Raw genomic sequence first — 19,507 nt, 5'->3', positions numbered from 1 at the left:
AGCTTTCCATCACCAGCGGGTGGATGAACATCATGATGGTGCGTTTGTTCGACGTTGCCGCCTCGCCCATTTCGACCTTTTTCGCCTCTTCAACGGTGACAAGACGCGACGTGTAAGTCTGATGCGCGGGGCAAGAGGTGATGTAGAACCGCCCCTGCCCTGAAAACGTCACAGGCCCCGTGCCCATGCCCAAATACAAAACATCGCCTTTGTTCATCGCATATGTTTCGCCATTCGCCTCCACCGTGCCTGCCTCGCCGATATTGACGATGCCCATTTCGCGGCGCTCTAAAAAGGTCGCTGTGCGGGTCTCATCAACCTTATCCAACGTCAAAGACCCACCGTTTGGCACAGCGCCGCCAACCGTAAAGCGATCGTAATGGGTGTAAACCAAACGAATTTCGCCATCGGCAAACATCCCTTCGGCCAAAAAATTATCGCGCAAGGCTTGCGTGTCCATGCCTTTGGCGTGATCGGGGTGAATGGCGTGGCGGGTTTCGACGTTAAGCTGTGTCATGGAGTGCTTTCTATATACATTTGCCCCATCGCATTGAGACATGTCTTTGCAGATGAACTGGACATTCGATCAAAGCCTGTATGCTTTTTTGACCAGATTATATGTGAGGTCTTGCGCGACCTCATGTGCTTCATTTCGTGAGAGCCGCCCTGTGGCCACCAAAGTGGCAAGGTAACCGGCGTCCACACGGCGAGCGACATCATGGCGTGCAGGAATGGAACAAAACGCGCGGGTGTCATCGTTGAACCCGACAGTGTTATAGAACCCAGCGGTTTCCGTGGTGTTTTCGCGAAAACGTTTCATGCCTTCAAAGCTGTCATGGAACCACCAAGGCGGTCCCAATCGCAACGCAGGATAAACACCTGCCAAGGGCGCAAGTTCGCGGCTTTGCGTGGTCTCGTCCAGCATGAACAAAATCACTGTCAAATCGCGTTCCATGCCAACAGCATTCAGCAAGGGTTTCAAATTGTTCACAAATTCCGTTTTTGTCGGAATATCAAAGCCTTTGTCACGCCCGAATTGTTCCAACACAGGGCCGGAATGGTTGCGATGAGAGCCTGCGTGGATTTGCATCGTCAAACCATCATCAAGCGACATGCGCGCCATTTCTGTCAGCATATGCCCACGAAAGGCATCCGCTTCATCTGCCGTACAGGTGCCGCTGAGTGCTTTTTGAAACAGCTCATTGGCGACAGCGGCGCTAAAGTTTTCAGTGCGCGCCGTAGGGTGGCCGTGATCCGACGATGTGACTCGCCCGACATCCTTAAAATAGGCCCGTCGCGCACGATGCGCGTTCAAATAGCCATCCCAAGTGGCCGTATTCTCGCCCGTCAAAGCACCAAGCTGCATCACGTTATCGGTGAAACCCGCGAATTCAGGATCGATCACATTGTCAGGGCGATAAGCGGAAATAACCGTGCCGTTCCAATCGCTTTCACCGATGGTTTTGTGATGCTTCAGGTCATCCAAAGCCATCTCGGTGGTCGACAACGCCTCGATGTTAAACCGGTCATACAAGGCCCGCGGTTTAAACGCATCCGTGTTCAAACAGGCATCAATGTGGTCATAAATCTCGTCAGCAGTGTCACGGCTCAGCGGGGTCTCAATGCCAAACACCTCTTGAAAGGCGTGATTGAGCCACATGGATGACGGCGTTCCGCGCAACAGGTACAGGTTTTCGGCGAACACCCGCCAAATTTTGCGCGGATCTTGTTCTGTCTCGCCACCGTCAACGCGCGGCACCCCCAAAGAGGCCAAATCGATGCCCTGCGAACAGAACATCCGAAAGACATAGTGATCAGGTGTGACAAACAAACGCGCAGGGTCGGGAAAATTATCATCGCGCGCAAACCAAGACGGGTCCGTATGCCCATGCGGCGAAATGATCGGCAAATCTTTGATACCGTCATATATCTCACGGCTCAAACCACGGGTGCGGTCTTCCACTGGAAACAAACGATCTGGGTCGAGTAGTGCCATGTGTTATGTCCCCCTGCCCCCAGACCTTTTGCCACTAAAATAGCTTTTAGCATTCGTGTTGTAGGGGGTGTTCAATTCCTCAATAGTCTAATATGCTAGTTGCAAATCCATGTCAACGCAGCTTCATATCGGTACAATCATTTGACCAAATGAAGCATTAGAACATGTGACGCCGCACAGATTGACCCTCTGCGCGAAAACCGCAAAAACTGTGGCGACATACGCAAAGGAGGCACAAGGTGGGACAAGGCCTGAAATTACAAGCGTTAACACAGGAGCGCGCGCCTTCTGTCACAGACATCGTTTACGGGCAGCTTTACGATAGCATCGTCGGCCTCGCGATGCCGCCGGGAACCAAACTGTCCGAAGCGGATGTCGCAAGCCAATTGGGCGTCTCGCGCCAACCTGTACGCGACGCGTTTTATCGCCTCAGCCAACAGGGGTTTTTGCTGATCCGCCCCCAACGGGCAACAGTTGTAAGTAAAATTTCGCCAGCCGCAGTCCTCAAAGCCCGCTTTATTCGCACGGCCTTAGAGTTGGAAACAACCTGCGCTGCACTGAAACGGGCCACCGCTGAGGATTTTCAAACCCTCGAAGACAATCTTGAACACCAAAGACAGGCCATTGAAGCGGATCAGCGCGACGTATTTCATGAACTCGACGACGCGTTTCACGCTTTAATTTGCACCATTGCAGGCCATCCGGAAGTCTGGACCCTGATCAAAGACAACAAAGCGCATATGGACCGCGTGCGCTATCTCGCACTGGATAAAAAAAGTTCCACGACGGCTTTCAATGAACATGTTGCTATTTTGGCGGCGATGAAAGCCGACGACAAGCAAACTGTAAACGATCTCATGCGGTCACATTTGAACCGTATCGCAGACACCATCCATACAATTCGGGCTGAACACACCGAATTTTTTGAAGAGGACGACCATGAAAACTAAGACACTTTTGACCATCGGCGAATGCATGGTCGAAATGGCACCCGACGGACATGGAAAATACTCCATGAATTTCGCAGGCGATACGCTCAATACCGCTTGGTACGCCAAACGTTGCCTTGCTGGTCTTGATGATTACGCCGTCGGCTATCACACCGCTGTGGGCACAGACGGGATTTCCGATCAGATGGTGGATTTTTTCACCGCTTCTGGCATCGATACCACCCATATCAGCCGCATTCCTGACCGCACAGCCGGCCTTTACACAATCCAATTGGCCGATGGCGAACGGTCTTTTGCCTATTGGCGCGATAATTCTGCCGCCAAACTTTTGGCAAGCAATTCGGATGCGTTAGATGCGGCCTTTACGGGTGACAAAATCCTGCTGTTCTCGGGCATCACCCTTGCGATTTTGTCGCCTGAACATCGCCAAAATCTGATCGAAGCGCTGTCCCGTGCGCGTGCTCAAGGGGCGCAAGTTGTCTTTGACACCAACATTCGTCCGCGCCTTTGGAAAACGCCAGTCGAGACCAAAGAGTGGCTGTCAAAAGCAGCCCAAATTGCGGACGTCATGTTGCCTTCTTTCGACGAGGAAGAAGAAATGTTCGGGGATGCCAAACCCCAAGACACCGCTCAACGATACCGCGATCTGGGCGCGCATACCGTTATTGTCAAAAACGGCGCGCATGAAATGTACGCTTGGTCGCAAGGCGAAGGGGGCATGTCTATCTCTCCCGACCCAGTGACTCCAGTAGACAGCACTGCGGCTGGCGATAGTTTCAACGCTGGCTATATCACTGCGCGGATGCAAGGCGCTGATCTGGAAGGTGCATTGAGATCCGGCATGACACTGTCGTCGCAAGTCGTTCAACATCGCGGCGCGCTTATCGCTTTGTAATCGGCCTTTTCATTGGCGGATGAGTTCAATCAAAAACACCCATACACATCAAGCGTATGGGTGTTTTTTTTGTAACCACGGCACAAAAATCAAAGCTCGGGCGATAAGTTTTCAGAAACGCATCGCGTAGCTTGAAAAGGCAAAAGAAACCGCACCAGAAAACAAATCGGTTTTAGAACTTAGACCAGACCAATCCGAGAACTCTCAATGGATTCACCCCACCACACGAAAGACGTGGTGGGGTGCATTTTTAGTTTAAGAAAAATCAGCAGGAAGAACCGCTGCAGGGATGTTTTGATAGCTGATCGGACGCAAGAAGCGACGAATAGACAAAGTCCCGACAGATGTCGCACCAAAGTTTGTCGATGCAGGGTAAGGTCCGCCGTGGACCATCGCATCACAAACCTCAACGCCGGTTGGGAAACCATTCGCCAAAATACGACCCGCTTTGCGCTCAAGGATTGGCAGCAATTTTTGAGCGTCTTGCGCATCTTCATCATCAAGATGAATTGTGCAGGTCAACTGACCTTTCAACGCTTTCGCAATTTCTGCCATTTCGTCCATATCTTTCACACGAACGATCAGACCAAGTGGACCAAACACTTCTTCGCCCAGCACTTCGTTTTCCAACCAGTCTTTGCCTGAGGTCACGAACAGGTAAGGTGCCGCATCGCGCAAGTCACAGGTTGACGCAATCAATTCTTGAACACCTTTTGCCGCAGAAATGCTGGCCCCACCTTTGCGGTAAGCCTCAGCAATGCCATCTGTCAGCATTGTTTGAGGCGCGATGGTAGACAAAGCCTTTGTCGCAGTTTCAACAAATGCATCTGCATCTGGGCCATCCAAAACAACACTGATACCTGGGTTGGTACAGAACTGCCCCGCGCCCATAGTCAAAGAACCGGCCCAACCTTCAGCAATTTCTGTGCCACGTTTTGACATAGCATTCGGCATAAAGAACATTGGGTTAACGGATCCAAGTTCACCAAAGAACGGAATGGGCTCTGGGCGCTGAGCACATAGGTCGAACAATGCACGACCACCACCAAGTGAGCCGGTGAAGCCAACAGCTTTGATCAACGGATGCTGAACCAAAGATGTGCCGACATCGCGTTTGCCACCTTGGATCAGTGAAAATACGCCAGGGTGAATATCGCAGGATTTGATTGCCGCATGAATGGCTTCGGCAACGATTTCACCAGTGCCCGGATGCGCAGAGTGACCTTTGACAACGACAGGACAGCCTGCGGCCAAAGCGGCGGCTGTATCGCCACCAGCGGTTGAGAATGCGAGCGGAAAGTTCGACGCACCGAACACAGCAACAGGGCCGATCGGACGCTGCATCATACGAATTTCAGGACGCGCCATTGGCGCGCGATCTGGCAAAGCTTCATCAAAGCGGCGGTCTAGGTAGTCGCCAGCCAAAATGTGCGCCGCAAACAAACGCAACTGCCCAGTTGTGCGGCCACGTTCGCCTTGCAAACGCCCCTGTGGCAGACCTGTTTCTTCAGAACCAATTTGGGTGATCGCATCAGCGCGCGCTTCAATTTCGTCGGCAATCGCGTTCAAGAATTTCGCGCGGCTTTCGCGGGAAGAATATCCAAAGCTCCAAAATGCGTCTTCTGCTGCTTGAACAGCTTGATCGACCAAAGCAGGCGTTCCGATGCTAAAGTCATGCACGTCTCCGGTTGCTGGCTCTGATGTAAAGACAGCATCAGTTCCGATCCATTCGCCGCTGATGAGATGTTTTCCGTGTGGGGTGAACGTCATGAGACAACCTTTCCGCTACCAATCCGGTGTGCGTTTAATTCGCAGAGCATCAAGTGCCCTTAGATAATTTCCAGCTCGGTGCGCGCCAGCAAATATGGTATACCAACTGCGCAACCAACAGCCATAGTAATTGAACGTCTCGGTCGGAATTGCAACCCAATTGCGTGCGAAATACTTGCCAAAAATGGCATTTCCCCATGACGTTTAAGCCATTGAGAGACTTGTTATTAGCTAACCTTCAAAAGGTGGATGTATCCCCAAAATCGTGCCAGGCTTGTGCTGTGGATCTGCGGGAAAACAGCACAATTGAACTGTGATCGGACCGCGAGTTTCAAAATGTAAGCTGTCCATCACAAAACGGCCCAAGGCGAAGGGGGCCAATGTGTATGGCCCATACGAGTTAGGCTAAGCCTGATCTGGTCGCGCATATTCCACATAGGCAAAAGCGACCCCATCGGGCGACCAAGACGGAACGTTAAGGGTGCCCTGCCCGCCATAGAGCGACACAATCGTTTGGGCCGCAATATCTTTGCCCTTGAACAAACGCAGCTCGACCTCTTGGCCTTCTGGGTGCCCCTCAACGCCCTCAAGGTACGACAGATAAACGATTTTATCTCCATCAGGAGAGGGGTGTGGAAACCAGTTAACGCGCGCATCATTCGTCATTTGTTCAACGTCAGAGCCATCGATACGCACACGCCACAGATCAGATGACCCATTTCCCGAGCGTTCTGAATTAAACCAAATCCAATCCCCGTCAGCTGTGAAATCAGGCCCGTCATAGTGGTGGGCGCTTTCGATCACACAGGTCTCGTCGCCACCTTCAATCGGAATAGTGTAAATGCCGAACATTCCATTTCGCACGGCAGTATAGGTCAACGTTTTACCGTCGGGCGATACACCATGCCACCAAGACGGGCTGTTGGGCGTCACACGGTTTGGATCGGCACCTTCGGTTTCGTCTCCAAGCTTTTGCGTCCAGATCACGGCCCCTTGACCATAGGTATGATCCGAGAAAATCAAGGTCTCGCCATCTGGCGTGACCCCGTGATCGTTGTTGAGCTTGATACACAAACCGGTATCGATTTCCCACAGCTCGGGGTTTTCAAGATCAACCCAAAACAGGCTGCCGTCGCCGTTTACGATCAGCGCATCGCCTTCAGGGGCCCAGTTTGGGGCTGCGATATGCATGTCTGTTTCCAAGACAGGAAAGGATTTTCCTTCTTCAAAATCATACACCATTAGGCGTGAGGTCCAGCTCATGTGATCATCCTTTAAACGTGATCCACGGGGGCGGTGCGCCGCCTGAGGGTCTGCTGCGAGGCGGGCCAACACGCATAGTGCTTTGGCCCTGTGGTCATTACCGCATATATCCCAACAAGCCCCCTCGTAAAGGACCAGTCTTTGATGACAGTCATCGCCGGACATATTTCACCGGGCAAAACATCAAATAAAAACGCGGCCCGATGAACAGGCCGCGCCATAAGGTATAGATCCGCAGCGCGAGACTCTAGATCACTTCGCTTCGCCTTTTCCTTCGGATGACAACGCCCAAAGATTGATTTTTTCCTCATCCGCGTGTTCATCAATGAAAGCAAGCTCTTCGGCGGTGAATTCAAGATTGTTCACCGCAGCCACGCAATCCGTTACCTGAGATGGTTTGGACGCGCCGATCAAAGCTGTTGTGATCCCGTTGTTGCGCAGAACCCAAGCGATGGCCATCTGTGCCAAAGTTTGACCGCGCTCATTGGCCAGCTCATTGAGTTTATTAAGGTTCGCAATCGCGGTGTCAGACACGAATTCAGGCTTCAAAGATTTGCCTTGGGTCGCGCGTGATCCTTCTGGAATGCCTTTCAAGTATTTGTTGGTCAGCATGCCCTGCGCCAAAGGCGTAAACGCAATGGACCCGACGCCCAATTCTTGCAATGTGTCTTTCAACCCATCGTGTTCAACCCAACGGTTGAGCATATTGTAGCTTGGTTGATGGATGACACAGGGCGTACCGAGTTCGTTCAAAATGCGCACGGCCTCGCGGGTGCGATCCGAATTATATGAGGAAATACCGACATATAGCGCCTTACCTTGACGCACGATACTGTCCAACGCGCCCATTGTTTCTTCAAGCGGTGTATCTGGGTCAAAGCGGTGCGAATAAAAAATATCGACGTAATCAACGCCCATACGTTTGAGGGATTGATCGCAAGATGCCATCAGATATTTGCGTGACCCCCATTCACCGTAGGGGCCATCCCACATGTAATACCCTGCTTTGCTTGAGATGATCATCTCGTCGCGGTAGCCGGCAAAATCAGTTCTAAGAATTTCACCAAAAGCGGTTTCAGCGGCGCCGGGGCGCGGACCATAGTTATTGGCCAAATCAAAATGGGTGATGCCTGCATCAAATGCCGTGTGCAAAATGTCGCGTTTCAATTGATGTGGCGTGTCATCACCAAAGTTGTGCCACAGTCCCAAGGACACTGCGGGCAGTTTCAGCCCTGAGTTGCCACATCGGCGATATTTCATGGTCTCATAACGGTTTTCTGCGGGGGTATAAGTCATAGCGTTTTCTCCAATTCACGAGGTGTGCAGCCTGTCTTGATTGCACAGGCCCGAATGCCTTGGTGTAATGATGACCTGAAATGCTAGTATGATCCAGAGTTTTGCGCGCACGCCCCTTGAGCAAAATTGTATACCAATTAAGTCAATGCAGTCTCACATCATTATAAGACTGCATGAGCATCACGCGAACTGTCATTATCGCTGAGGGGTGTCTCAAGCGCTTTGATGGCCGCAAATTGTGACAAGAACACCTGCCCTGTCAGAGCTTGCAAAAAATGAGATTTCTGTAAGCGGTCCATCACTGGCCCTTTCACCTCAGACAAATGAAGCGAAATCCCCATATCTTTTAGCCGCAAATTGATCGCTTCAAGACTTTCCAGCGCAGAGTGATCAATCTCATTCACCGCAGGGCACATCAGCACGATATGTTTGATCTCATCACAATCCGCAACACGGTCATAGATGTAGTCTTCCAAAAACCGAGCATTGGCAAAATACAGGCTTTCATCGACGCGAATGGTCACCACATGCGGCTGCGTTAGAACTTCATGGCGTTTGATGTTGCGAAAATGCTCTGTGCCCGGCACCAAGCCAACTTCGGCGATATGAGGCCGTGATGTCTTGTACAGATGCAGACCGATGGACAAAATCACCCCAGCCGAAACACCTGTTTCGACCCCAACACCAAGCGTCAGCAAAATTGTGGCCAAGACGGCAACAAAATCGGCTTTGCTATAGGCCCAAGTGCCACGCAGGATCGAAAAATCGACCAAAGACATCACAGCGACGATGATTGTTGCAGCCAAAGTGGCAATCGGCAAAAAGTACAATAACGGCGTTAAAAACAAAGCTGCAAGCCCAATGCCAATCGCGGTAAAAGCCCCTGCTGCGGGTGTTTCCGCCCCTGCATCAAAGTTCACAACTGAGCGCGCGAACCCGCCAGTGACAGGGTAACCGCCTGAAATCGCGGCTGCGATATTAGACGCCCCAAGACCGATCAGTTCTTGATCAGGCACGATACGCTGACGTCGCTTGGCAGCCAGAGTTTGCGCCACAGAAACGGATTCAACGAACCCGATAATTGAAATCAGCACTGCCGCGCCAAACAGTTGCGACCAGACCTCACCAGAAAACACAGGCAGGGTCAGAGGTGGCAATCCGCGTGGCACGTCACCGACAATTTTCACCCCGTGATCGGCCAAACCAAAGCCGAAAGACAAAAGTGTCGTCACAACAACGACAGCCACAGGCCCCGCTTTGGTTGCGATATCAGCCATCCGCGGCGAGACGCCTTTGCCCGTCAAAAACGGCTTCAACCCTTTGCGCACCCAAAACAAAAACGTGACCGCAGACATGCCGATGATCAGCGTGATGACATTGACCTGCCCCAAATGGCTTAGGATCGATTGGATCATTTCCAGCAACGTGTGACCAGAAGTGGATACACCCAAAATATGTTTCAACTGCGAGGTGGCAATCAAAATGCCAGAGGCCGTGATGAACCCTGCAATCACTGGGTGGCTTAGAAAATTCGCCAAAAAGCCCAACCGAAACAACCCCATAACCAGCAAAATCAAACCAGATAAAAACGCCAGAGTGATCGCCGCCATGGCATATTCGGCAGTGCCTTGCAGCGCCATATTGCCAACAGCCGCCGCCGTCATCAGCGACACAACAGCCACAGGCCCGACAGCCAGTGCGCGCGACGTGCCAAAGATAGCATAGGCCACGAGCGGCAAAATCGACGCATAAAGCCCCATCTGCGCAGGCAGGCCCGCCAATAAGGCATAGGCCAAAGACTGTGGGATCAGCATGATCGTCACAATCAAAGCCGCCATACCGTCGTTCAAAAACGTGTCGCGATTGTAGCGAGACCCCCAATCAAGGATTGGGAAATATCTGCGAAACCTATGGGGGGCAAAAGACACTTGAACGTTCCTTATATGAGTGGCGCTTGGCCCAATAATCCACCAGCCGAGCGGGACATGACCGCACTATGACAAAGCAACATTCACATCCGTTGGCAGATGCCATTGTGCCCTATCCAGTTTGAGCCAAATGCCGTATTTTCAATATCACAAGCACATTCAAACGCGCGGCGGATTGATCGGAAAACCTGCAATCTGCGCCGCGCGGTGTTAACGACACGCGTCTAGACCGCAGACTATTTGCCAGCGAGATAAGCGGCCATACCGCGTAAATCGTAACCACCATCGGCGGCTTGTGAAATAATGGCGTCAACATCCAAAAGACCTGCCTGCGACAAGGCCCAAAGGGTGCAAGACCGCGTGCCTGAACGACAGTAAGCATAGATAGGTCCGTCAAGATCGGTCATCGCGGCTGTTAATTCAGACACATTTTCATCGGTGAACTGACCAGGATAAATCGGAATATAACGAAAGTTCAGGCCAGCGGCCTTAGCTGCGGTTTCCATTGCGGTTGATTGCAATGCGTCTTCAACTTCCTCATCAGGGCGATTGCAGATCAAGGTTTTGAAGCCTTTTTCAACCAAGGTCGTCACTTCCGTTGGTAAAATTTGCCCACTGACGGTGAGTTGATCGTTGATTTTATTGAAATCCATGAGGCGTACTTTCCATGCTGTTGGGTCCAAACCGCCCTGCCCTTTTAAGGTCAAAACGGGGTGCTGCGCGATCTTGACGATTTACAGACCGTTCACGGGCACCTTTAAGAAAGTTTTGCCATCCTTATCGGCTGGGGGCAATTCCCCTCCGCGCATATTCACCTGTAAAGACGGAATAATCAGCCGTGGCATGTCCAGTTGGGCGTCGCGTGCCTCGCGGAAGGTCACGAAATCTTCTTTCGTCTTGCCTGCCCCAACGTGGATATTATGCGCGCGCTCGTCGCCCACTGTGGTTTCCCATTCGATATCACGTCCATTTGGCCCGTAATCGTGACACATGAACAGGCGCATATCGTCAGGCAAGGCCAGTACCTTTTGAATACTGTCAAACAAGGTCGCCGCATCCCCACCGGGGAAATCAGCGCGCGCGGACCCGCCATCAGGCATAAACAAGGTATCGCCCGTAAAAGTGGCATTACCCACAGTATGCGTCATGCAAGCCGGCGTGTGACCGGGCGTGTGCATGGTGAAACAATCCAATGTGCCGATTTTATAAGTATCGCCGTCTTTAAACAGCCGGTCAAACTGCGACCCGTCGCGTTGAAATTCGGTGCCTTCGTTGAACACTTTGCCAAAGACATCTTGGACGATGGTGATATTTTCACCGATGCCAATTTTGCCGCCCAGTTTACCTTGAATATACGGCGCGCCTGACAGGTGATCAGCATGCACATGGGTTTCAAGCAACCACTCCAATGTCAGCCCTTCAGCTTCGATATAGGCGATGATCGCGTCGGCGCTTTCATAAGAAATGCGCCCCGCTGCGTAATCGATGTCCATGACACTGTCGACAATCGCGCAAGACGTCGAGTTTGGATCACGCACCACATAGGAAATGGTCCATGTCGCAGGATCAAAAAAGGCTTTCACGTCAGGTATTTGTGACATGTTGACAGGATATTGCAGTGACATGATATCGTCCTTTGTCATCATCAGATTGTCATTTACGCCGCGCGCGTCGCGGACCGTTTCATCAAAAATTTTGCCGCAAAGATGCCTGCGACCAAGGCCACGAAAAAGATAAAGACATCCGCATCACCAGTACCAAGAGCTGGCAAAGCGCCGCCGGGGCAGAAACCAGCAATCCCCCAACCGATGCCGAACATAGCCGATCCGCCGATCAGACGCATATCAATCCGACGGCTGGTTGGCACGTTGAAAGTCGGTTCAAACACTGGGGTCTCCCAACGGCCAAATACGATACGATAGCCGATAAAAGCCGTGACCACAGCCCCGCCCATCACAAAGGCCAAAGATGCGTCCCAAGTGCCCGCCACGTCAAAGAAATTAACAACTTTGGCAGGGTTGGCCATGCCGCCCATGGAAATCCCAAGGCCGAACATCAGGCCAATCGCGTAGGTCAATACATGTTTCATCTCAGATCCCTCCAAGAACATGGCGCACGATGTAAACCGTGATGCCTGTGGTGATCATAAACGTAATCGTTGCCGCAATAGACCGCGGGCTGAGCCGCGCCATGCCGCAGACCCCGTGACCCGAGGTGCAACCCGACCCAAAAGTGACCCCAAGCCCGACGATAAATCCGCCGATGATCAAGGCCAAACGCGATACTGGCACATCGATCGCAGGCATCGCGCCCGTGAACAGCATGTACAGAACTGGTCCTGTGACCATGCCCGCCAAAATGGCCGCACGCCACGCCCAGTCGCCTGATCCATTGGGTTGCAAGAACCCAGCCAAAATACCTGTCGCGCCAAACACGCGGCCCTGAAAGGCCATCAATAAGACCGCAGAGCCGCCGATCAGCACGCCCCCGATCAATGACGCCCAAGGCGTAAATTCCGTAATCATTGTGCGTTTCCTTATCAAAGACGTGTTGTGGCACGTCATATTTGACCCCTGTCTAAGCCAAGGAACAGGCCGCGTCCGTGAGTTTGTCACATAAGATCGAAAAAATGGAATATGAATAGAGTTTTTTATGACCGCTATGCAAAAAGGCGCGGTTTGGCGCACCGCACGGCTTTTAAAAGCCTAAAGCAGACCAACGTGCAACGCGACAAAGTATTGATTTATATGATATCTTGCAGAACCCGCACTAAGATCAAAATCAAAATGCAATGTCGCAATCGCGATATCCGTAAACCAAAGGGCAGTCACATATAGGGCGCAACGGCCCGACTGGGATTACTCGCCCTGCGCGTCCGCGCGGGATTTTCCAGACACGTTTTGCGCCAAAGTGGCCGCCATCAGCCCATCAAGATCGCCGTCCAGAACGCCTTTGGTGTCTGAGGTCTCAAAGTTCGTGCGCAGGTCTTTGACCATTTGATAAGGCTGCAAAACGTAGGACCGAATTTGGTTGCCCCAGCCTGCATCGCCTGCATTTTCATGAACTTCGTTTACCATGGCAGACCGCTTGTCCAACTCGATTTGATACAGGCGCGATTTCAAGGCTTTCATAGCGATATCGCGGTTTTGGTGTTGTGATTTCTCGGAAGAGGTCACGACGATGCCCGTTGGCGCGTGAGTGATCCGCACGGCCGAGTCCGTGGTGTTCACGTGCTGCCCGCCTGCCCCTGATGACCGGTAGGTGTCGATGCGAATGTCTGACGGATTCACTTCGATTTCGATATTGTCGTCCACGACAGGATAGACTTTGACCGAAGTGAAAGACGTGTGGCGCTTGGCGGCGCTGTCAAAGGGCGAGATGCGCACAAGGCGATGCACGCCGCTTTCCGATTTCAACCAACCGTAAGCATTGTGACCAGAAATTTTATAGGCCGCAGATTTGATGCCAGCTTCCTCGCCCGCGCTTTCAGATTGCAGCTCGACCTTATAGCCTTTTTTCTCGGCCCAGCGAACATACATGCGCGCCAGCATGGACGCCCAGTCACATGACTCTGTGCCGCCAGCGCCAGAATTGATCTCAAGAAAGGTGTCATTGCCGTCCGCTTCACCGTCCAGCAAAGCCTCCAACTCTTTCTCAGCCGCTTTGATTTCAAGCGCTTGTAGAGCTTGCTCGGCGTCGGTGATGACCTCTTGGTCCTCTTCCATTTCGCCAAGTTCGATCATGTCGATGTTGTCTTGCATCTCTTGTGCGATGCTCTTGGCCATATCGACAGCATCCATCAAGGTCTGGCGATCCCGCATCAATTTCTGTGCCCGCTCTGGATCATCCCATAGGGTTGGGTCTTCGATCATCGCGGCGAATTCTTCCAAGCGATGCGGCGCGGTTTCCCAGTCGAGGCGCTGTTTGAGCAACTCGATGGACTTTTCGATCTTCGTAACTGAATTTTGAATCTCGGCGCGCACGTGCATCTACCTTATTATATATAGCCAAAAGGCCACGTCTGAATTGGGAAATACATTTACGAGCGCATCACGCCAGACACAAGGGATTTCCCAAAAATCAATGCCGTATCTGTTCGAAAATGGGTCTGCCGCATCTCATAAAGATGCGGCAGTGTTCAATAAAGCCCGCCAGAAGACAGTGAATTGATGGTCGCTTTCTTGGGCACTTTGATCACCCGACCCGAACCAGTTTGCACATCACGCGTGCCCCCTGTGTCAGACGCATCAGATGTGTAGAGCGGCAAATCTGACCCCATTGCAAAACCACCATCAAAGGCCAAACCAAACACAGGCTCTTCGCCGTCACGGAAATATTCCGCCACAACATTTTCGCCAGAGGCATCATCAGACAGGCGCGCACCAGTGAAGCGGTCAATTTTGATAAAGCGTCCGCCGGGCGGCACGCGGAACTTACCTGAGCCATATTTTGCCACGGCTTTTTGCATGAATTCGTTGAACACAGGACCACAGAACCCACCGCCAGAGGCGCCAGCCATAGCGCGCGGCGTATCATACCCGATGTAGCAACCCGCAACGATGTTCGAGGTAAAACCAACGAACCAAGCGTCTTTGCCATCGTTCGTGGTGCCTGTTTTACCTGCGACAGGTACAGGCAGGTTCACCCGACCTCTGGCTGTGCCGCGGCTGACAACGCCCTGCATCATGGATGTCAATTGGTAGGCTGTGATCGCGTTCATCACACGTTCGCGGTTGGACACAATCGTCGGCGCCAATCCAGAGCCGATGTCAGGCAGACTACATTCCTCACAGATGCGTTGATCATGACGATAGATGGTCTTGCCCCAGCGGTCTTGTACACGGTCCACAAGTGTTGGCTCAACCCGTTCGCCGCCATTGGCAAACATCGCGTAGGCGGCCACCATTTTGAACAGCGTTGTTTCTTCGGCCCCCAAAGACGAGGCCAAATATTGCCCCATGCGATCATAAACACCGAACCGTTCTGCATAGCTTGCAACCACATCCATTCCGACCTCTTGGGCCAAACGGATGGTCATCAAGTTCCGTGATTGTTCGATCCCTGTGCGCAGCGGTGTCGGGCCATAAAAACGGCGCGATGCGTTTTTCGGACGCCAAACACCTTGAGGTGTGTTGATCTCGATCGGCGCGTCCACAACAATCGTTGCGGGCGAAAACCCTGAATCAAGAGCGGCGGCATAAACAAAGGGCTTAAACGATGACCCTGGTTGACGCGTGGCTTGCGTTGCGCGGTTAAACACCGAGTTTTGATAAGAAAACCCGCCCTGCATCGCAATCACACGGCCGGTATTGACGTCCATCGCCATAAAGCCACCTTGCACTTCGGGCACTTGGCGTAATGTCCAGCGAATGAAATCACCGGTGCCATTGTCGCCCGACGTCATGCGACGCACATGAACGATATCGCCACGGGTAAAGTTGTCTTTGAACGATCCTCTGATCCAGCCGATATCGTTGCGCGGCACAGTGGCCTCGCCGATAGTTTCAACCATAAGCGTCATGGATTGATCGCCAATTTGATCAACGACCCCCACAAACCATTGGCTGTCGAGCGTCACGTCACGGGCCACGCGAACATCGCTCAAAGCCTCTTCCCAAGTCCCGTCGTCCAAGGTTGCGGCATCAATGGTTTTGCCTGTGCCCCGCCAGCGCCCCTGTTCACGATCCAGCGTTTCCAAACGACCTTGTAAGGCATGTGCCGCTTGGGTTTGTAATTCGGGATCGATGGTCGCACGAATGGACAGGCCACCTTCGAAAAATTCATCTGCACCAAAGTTTTTGGACAGTTGGCGGCGGATTTCATCGGTGAAATAATCACGTGGCGGCAAAGCTTTGCGGTAGCTGTCAAAATCACCATTTTGCACGGACCGGATGGGCTGTGCTTTGGCGTGTTCATATTGCTCTAAGGAAATATGCCCGTTCTCATACATTTCACGCAGCGCGACATTGTTGCGGCGATCCAAAGCCGCGTCATAATTGTTGACGGGGTGGTATGAATAAGGGGCTCTGGGCTGAATCGCCAAGAATGCGGCCTCTTCGATATTCAACTCGCTCAACGATTTGTTGAAATAGGTCTGCGCTGCAGCGGTCACACCAAAAGAGCGCGCTCCCAGATCGATTTCATTCAGATAAAGCGCAAGGATGTCATCCTTGGACAAGGTTCTTTCAAGGCGTGCTGCCAAGATGATCTCTTTGATCTTACGTTCTGCCGACCGATCTGAGGACAGCAAAAAGTTTTTCATCACCTGTTGCGTGATGGTCGAAGCCCCACGACAACGCGCGCCCTGAGCACATTGCACTGCGGCTTTGAGAATCCCCAAAGGATCATAGCCCTTGTGGGAATAGAAATTCTTATCTTCGACCGAAATAAACGCATATTTCACCAAATCGGGGATTTCTGCGGCAGGCGTGTACAATCGACGTTCACGCGCGAATTCATCGATGATACGCCCCTCGCCGGAATAAATGCGACTGATGGTTGGCGGCGTATATTGCGCCAAGGCTTCGTGGTCAGGCAAATCACGCCCGTACATCCAAAAGATACCACCAATAACAGCAGCACCCAAGAATGCGGCGGTGGTGATCCACGAAAAGATCGTCCCAATGAAGGAAAAAATAAACCGAGCCAAATTGAGAGCCTTTCTCACCACCGATCACACGAGTCGTTGCCCGTGCCTGCGTCTGCCGTCTTTACTTATACGGGGTCGAGGCGCGGGTCAAAACCAACTGGCGAGAATGTGAGCAGAATTGCGCTGCAAATGCGGGGAATTTTCCGGTGACCATCGCAAATCGACACGGATCACGGCGTGATGGCATCTATTGGCGCGTTTTCACCGCGACAGCACGTTCTTCATCTACCCAAGTGACAAGCGCATCGTGGATCGCTTGCGCCGTAGCCTGACGCCATGCGACATCGACCAAATTGGCGCGATCTTTTGGCGACGATAGAAACCCCAATTCAAGCAAAATAGATGGCACATCTGCGGATTTAAGCACAGAAAAACCGGCTTCCATTCGTGGACGTTTGTGCATTTCAATCGACTTTTGCAGCCGTGACACCAAAGCCTCGGCCAAGCGATCTGTGCGCGGCACTGTTTCTGTGCGCGCCATATCCAGCAAGACGGCTGCGATCACGTCGTCTTGGTCGCTCAAATCGATACCCGCCAACAGATCAGCCCGATCATGACGCTCCGCCAGTTTCACAGAAGCCTCGTCTGATGCGCGTTCAGCCAGCGTATATACAGTTGCGCCCTCTGCATGGCCTTCGGAAATCGCATCGGCATGCAGTGATATAAACACGTCAGCCGCCACAGCGCGCGCAATAGAAATACGACTTTCAAGCGGGACAAATGAATCATCATCACGCGTCAAAACAACTTCAAACCCGCCAGCCCGCACCAAGACATCCCGTAATTCTTGGGCAAAACTGAGCATCAAATCCGCTTCATGAAGGCCGTCGCGTACTGCACCGGGATCGATCCCGCCATGTCCCGGATCAAGCACAACCCGCAAGGGTCCAGTGCCAATCGGCGCGCGGGCCACGGGGCCAAGTTCAACAGGATCACCCGCCAATGCAAATTGCGCGGTTTCAGGCACGCCAGACCGCTCAGAAAAATCCGCATCGCTTACAGGATCTAAACTGATGTGCAGCGTCGCCCCCTCGTCAGTGCGCAACATCTGCGCCGAGGTCACAGCTATTGGATCAGACAGATCCATGACCATCCGTGACCAACCAGGGCGAAAGCCCCCCACTCTGACAGCAGTGACAGCAGTGGCTTGATCAAAACTGATTGGATTAAACCCTGTCCAGTCCACTTCGGCAAAATCGATAACCATGCGCAACGGATCGGTCAGTGTAAAAATACGATATGGTACAGGTTGGCTCAGAGTCAGGCTCAACGTCGCCCCGTCACCACGATCCACAACCCGCGCATCACTGCCGCTCACCTGCGCCAAAGCCACAAAATTGTCTTGCGCGGACACAATAGCAGGCGTGAAAAAACTCCACACGCCAAAGACCGCTGTGATCAAACAGGTTTTGGGAAACTGCATTTTTACCTCATCTGAACCTTATCTTAGGCTCTTAAAGTGCAGTGTAACTTGCAGTTGGAAAAAATTCTAGCCAAGAAGCACAGAACTTTTAGGCATATTTTATCTCTTGTGGCGCGATGACATAAAGGCGTTGAGCCGAGCCAGTCCTTCAACAATATCCGCCGTGGATCGTGCATAGGAAAACCGCAGCGTCTGCGCACCACGTAGTTTGTCGAAATCCAACCCAGGCGTCACTGCGACACCGGCCTGTTGCAAAATTTCAGCGCAAAAGGCACGGCTGTCGTCCGTCAACTCGGACACATCAGCGTAGATATAAAACGCCCCGTCCGGCGGCGCTATTTTGTCAAACCCCGCTTTGGGCAAGCCTTCCAACATCAACCTACGATTTTCCGCATAGACCTGTGTATGCGCATCGCATTCCGCGCGCGATTGCAAGGCGCCAAGTGCTGCGATTTGGGCCGCATGCGGCGGGCATATAAATAGATTTTGCGCCAAACGTTCGATCACACGCACATGATCTTGGGGAACGACCATCCAGCCGACACGCCAGCCCGTCATCGAGAAATACTTGGAAAAGGAATTGATCACATAAACATCATCAGAAATTTCCAAAGCCGATACGGCGCGCCCATCATATTGAATGCCGTGGTAAATCTCGTCCGAAATGAACGACACACCCGCCTTGGCGCAGGTCTCGATCAAGGCACTCATAGCGTCGCGGTCCAACATGGTGCCCGAGGGATTGCCCGGCGAGGCCACGATCAAGCCATCCAGCCCGTTCGGTAGATCACTGGGCACCGGTTGCAATCTATTTTCCAACTTGGACTGAATACCAACAGGTTCAAGATCAAGTGCGTTCAGAATTTGACGATATGACGGATACCCCGGCTCGCCCAAACCCACTTTGGCCCCAGCATCAAACAAGGCCGTAAAGGCCAAAATAAACGCGCCCGACGATCCTGATGTCACGATCACACGCGCAGGATCAAGATCGATACCGTACCAATCCTTGTACAGGTCTGCGATGCCTTTGCGCAGATCAGGCAAGCCCAACGCGACAGTGTAGCCCAAGGGGCCTTGCTCCATCTCTTGCGCCAAACGCGCACGTGCCAGTGCAGGCGCTCCCGTAGCGGGCTGTCCCACTTCCATATGAATGATATGTCGCCCCTCAGCTTCGGCGGCGCGAGCGGCCTCCATCACATCCATGACGATAAAGGGGTCAACGGCACTGCGGCGTGAAATTTTCATCTGCGATCACTCTTAAAACGGGCATTTGCCTAGGGATGCCAGCGCAGCCCCCAAAACGCAATGCCATGGCTGATGGGGTGGATGGCTCC

General features: G+C 52.5%; 16 protein-coding genes. 2 read left to right on the top strand and 14 right to left on the bottom strand.

The features are described from left to right. Together KO497_RS00275 and uxaC are read right to left on the bottom strand one after the other, a co-directional pair. On the bottom strand, positions 1–517 hold a 517-nt coding region (locus KO497_RS00275), incomplete at its 3' end, for a 5-deoxy-glucuronate isomerase (RefSeq protein WP_215941968.1). A 69-nt stretch (positions 518–586) separates the two neighbouring features. Next, positions 587–1,996: a glucuronate isomerase gene (gene uxaC / locus KO497_RS00270; protein WP_215941967.1), complete on the bottom strand. Its 1,410-nt coding sequence runs from the start codon at positions 1,994–1,996 to the stop codon at positions 587–589. Between the two features lie 239 nt (positions 1,997–2,235). Here uxaC and KO497_RS00265 point away from each other — a divergent pair, with 239 nt between their 5' ends. Together KO497_RS00265 and KO497_RS00260 are read left to right on the top strand one after the other, a co-directional pair. Next, entirely contained in the window at positions 2,236–2,946 is a 711-nt protein-coding gene (locus KO497_RS00265; RefSeq protein WP_354668068.1) for a GntR family transcriptional regulator, read from the top strand. Then, positions 2,936–3,841: a sugar kinase gene (locus KO497_RS00260; protein ID WP_215941966.1), complete on the top strand. Its 906-nt coding sequence runs from the start codon at positions 2,936–2,938 to the stop codon at positions 3,839–3,841. The genes KO497_RS00265 and KO497_RS00260 overlap by 11 nt, the downstream gene beginning before the upstream one ends. A gap of 255 nt (positions 3,842–4,096) precedes the next feature. On the opposite strand, the gene KO497_RS00255 is transcribed toward KO497_RS00260, so the two are convergent. The 12 genes from KO497_RS00255 to KO497_RS00200 form a co-directional block, all read right to left on the bottom strand. After that, on the bottom strand, positions 4,097–5,611 hold the full coding sequence (locus tag KO497_RS00255) for an aldehyde dehydrogenase (NADP(+)) (protein ID WP_215941965.1): 1,515 nt from the start codon (positions 5,609–5,611) through the stop codon (positions 4,097–4,099). A 405-nt stretch (positions 5,612–6,016) separates the two neighbouring features. Next, the gene (locus KO497_RS00250; RefSeq protein ID WP_252729437.1) at positions 6,017–6,874 is read right to left on the bottom strand and encodes a TolB family protein; all 858 of its coding nucleotides are present in this window, start codon (positions 6,872–6,874) and stop codon (positions 6,017–6,019) included. 252 nt (positions 6,875–7,126) lie between these two features. Next, entirely contained in the window at positions 7,127–8,170 is a 1,044-nt protein-coding gene (mgrA, locus tag KO497_RS00245; RefSeq protein ID WP_215941964.1) for an L-glyceraldehyde 3-phosphate reductase, read from the bottom strand. A gap of 161 nt (positions 8,171–8,331) precedes the next feature. Beyond that, complete coding sequence (locus tag KO497_RS00240) at positions 8,332–10,098, bottom strand: SulP family inorganic anion transporter (RefSeq protein WP_215941963.1); 1,767 nt, start codon at positions 10,096–10,098, stop codon at positions 8,332–8,334. Between the two features lie 236 nt (positions 10,099–10,334). Further along, positions 10,335–10,751 (bottom strand): TIGR01244 family sulfur transferase, encoded by a 417-nt coding sequence (locus KO497_RS00235; RefSeq protein ID WP_215941962.1) that lies wholly within the window; start codon positions 10,749–10,751, stop codon positions 10,335–10,337. Positions 10,752–10,832: 81 nt separating this feature from the next. Then, positions 10,833–11,723: an MBL fold metallo-hydrolase gene (locus tag KO497_RS00230; RefSeq protein ID WP_215941961.1), complete on the bottom strand. Its 891-nt coding sequence runs from the start codon at positions 11,721–11,723 to the stop codon at positions 10,833–10,835. Between the two features lie 32 nt (positions 11,724–11,755). Continuing rightward, positions 11,756–12,187 (bottom strand): DUF6691 family protein, encoded by a 432-nt coding sequence (locus KO497_RS00225; protein ID WP_215941960.1) that lies wholly within the window; start codon positions 12,185–12,187, stop codon positions 11,756–11,758. 1 nt (position 12,188) lies between these two features. Then, positions 12,189–12,623 (bottom strand): YeeE/YedE family protein, encoded by a 435-nt coding sequence (locus KO497_RS00220; protein WP_215941959.1) that lies wholly within the window; start codon positions 12,621–12,623, stop codon positions 12,189–12,191. Between the two features lie 333 nt (positions 12,624–12,956). Next, a complete protein-coding gene (gene prfB, locus KO497_RS00215) occupies positions 12,957–14,081 on the bottom strand; it encodes a peptide chain release factor 2 (protein WP_215941958.1) in 1,125 nt (374 codons plus the stop codon). Positions 14,082–14,236: 155 nt separating this feature from the next. Continuing rightward, on the bottom strand, positions 14,237–16,747 hold the full coding sequence (locus KO497_RS00210; RefSeq protein ID WP_215941957.1) for a penicillin-binding protein 1A: 2,511 nt from the start codon (positions 16,745–16,747) through the stop codon (positions 14,237–14,239). 187 nt (positions 16,748–16,934) lie between these two features. Continuing rightward, entirely contained in the window at positions 16,935–18,170 is a 1,236-nt protein-coding gene (locus tag KO497_RS00205) for an N-acetylmuramoyl-L-alanine amidase (RefSeq protein WP_215941956.1), read from the bottom strand. Positions 18,171–18,269: 99 nt separating this feature from the next. Next, positions 18,270–19,418, bottom strand: a complete 1,149-nt coding sequence (locus KO497_RS00200; protein WP_215941955.1) for a pyridoxal phosphate-dependent aminotransferase — start codon at positions 19,416–19,418, stop codon at positions 18,270–18,272. Positions 19,419–19,507: the final 89 nt, after the last annotated feature.

The sequence above is a fragment of the Pacificibacter marinus genome, from assembly GCF_018860665.1.
Lineage (GTDB): Bacteria > Pseudomonadota > Alphaproteobacteria > Rhodobacterales > Rhodobacteraceae > Celeribacter > Celeribacter marinus_A.
This window is presented reverse-complemented; position numbering and strand designations above follow the sequence as displayed.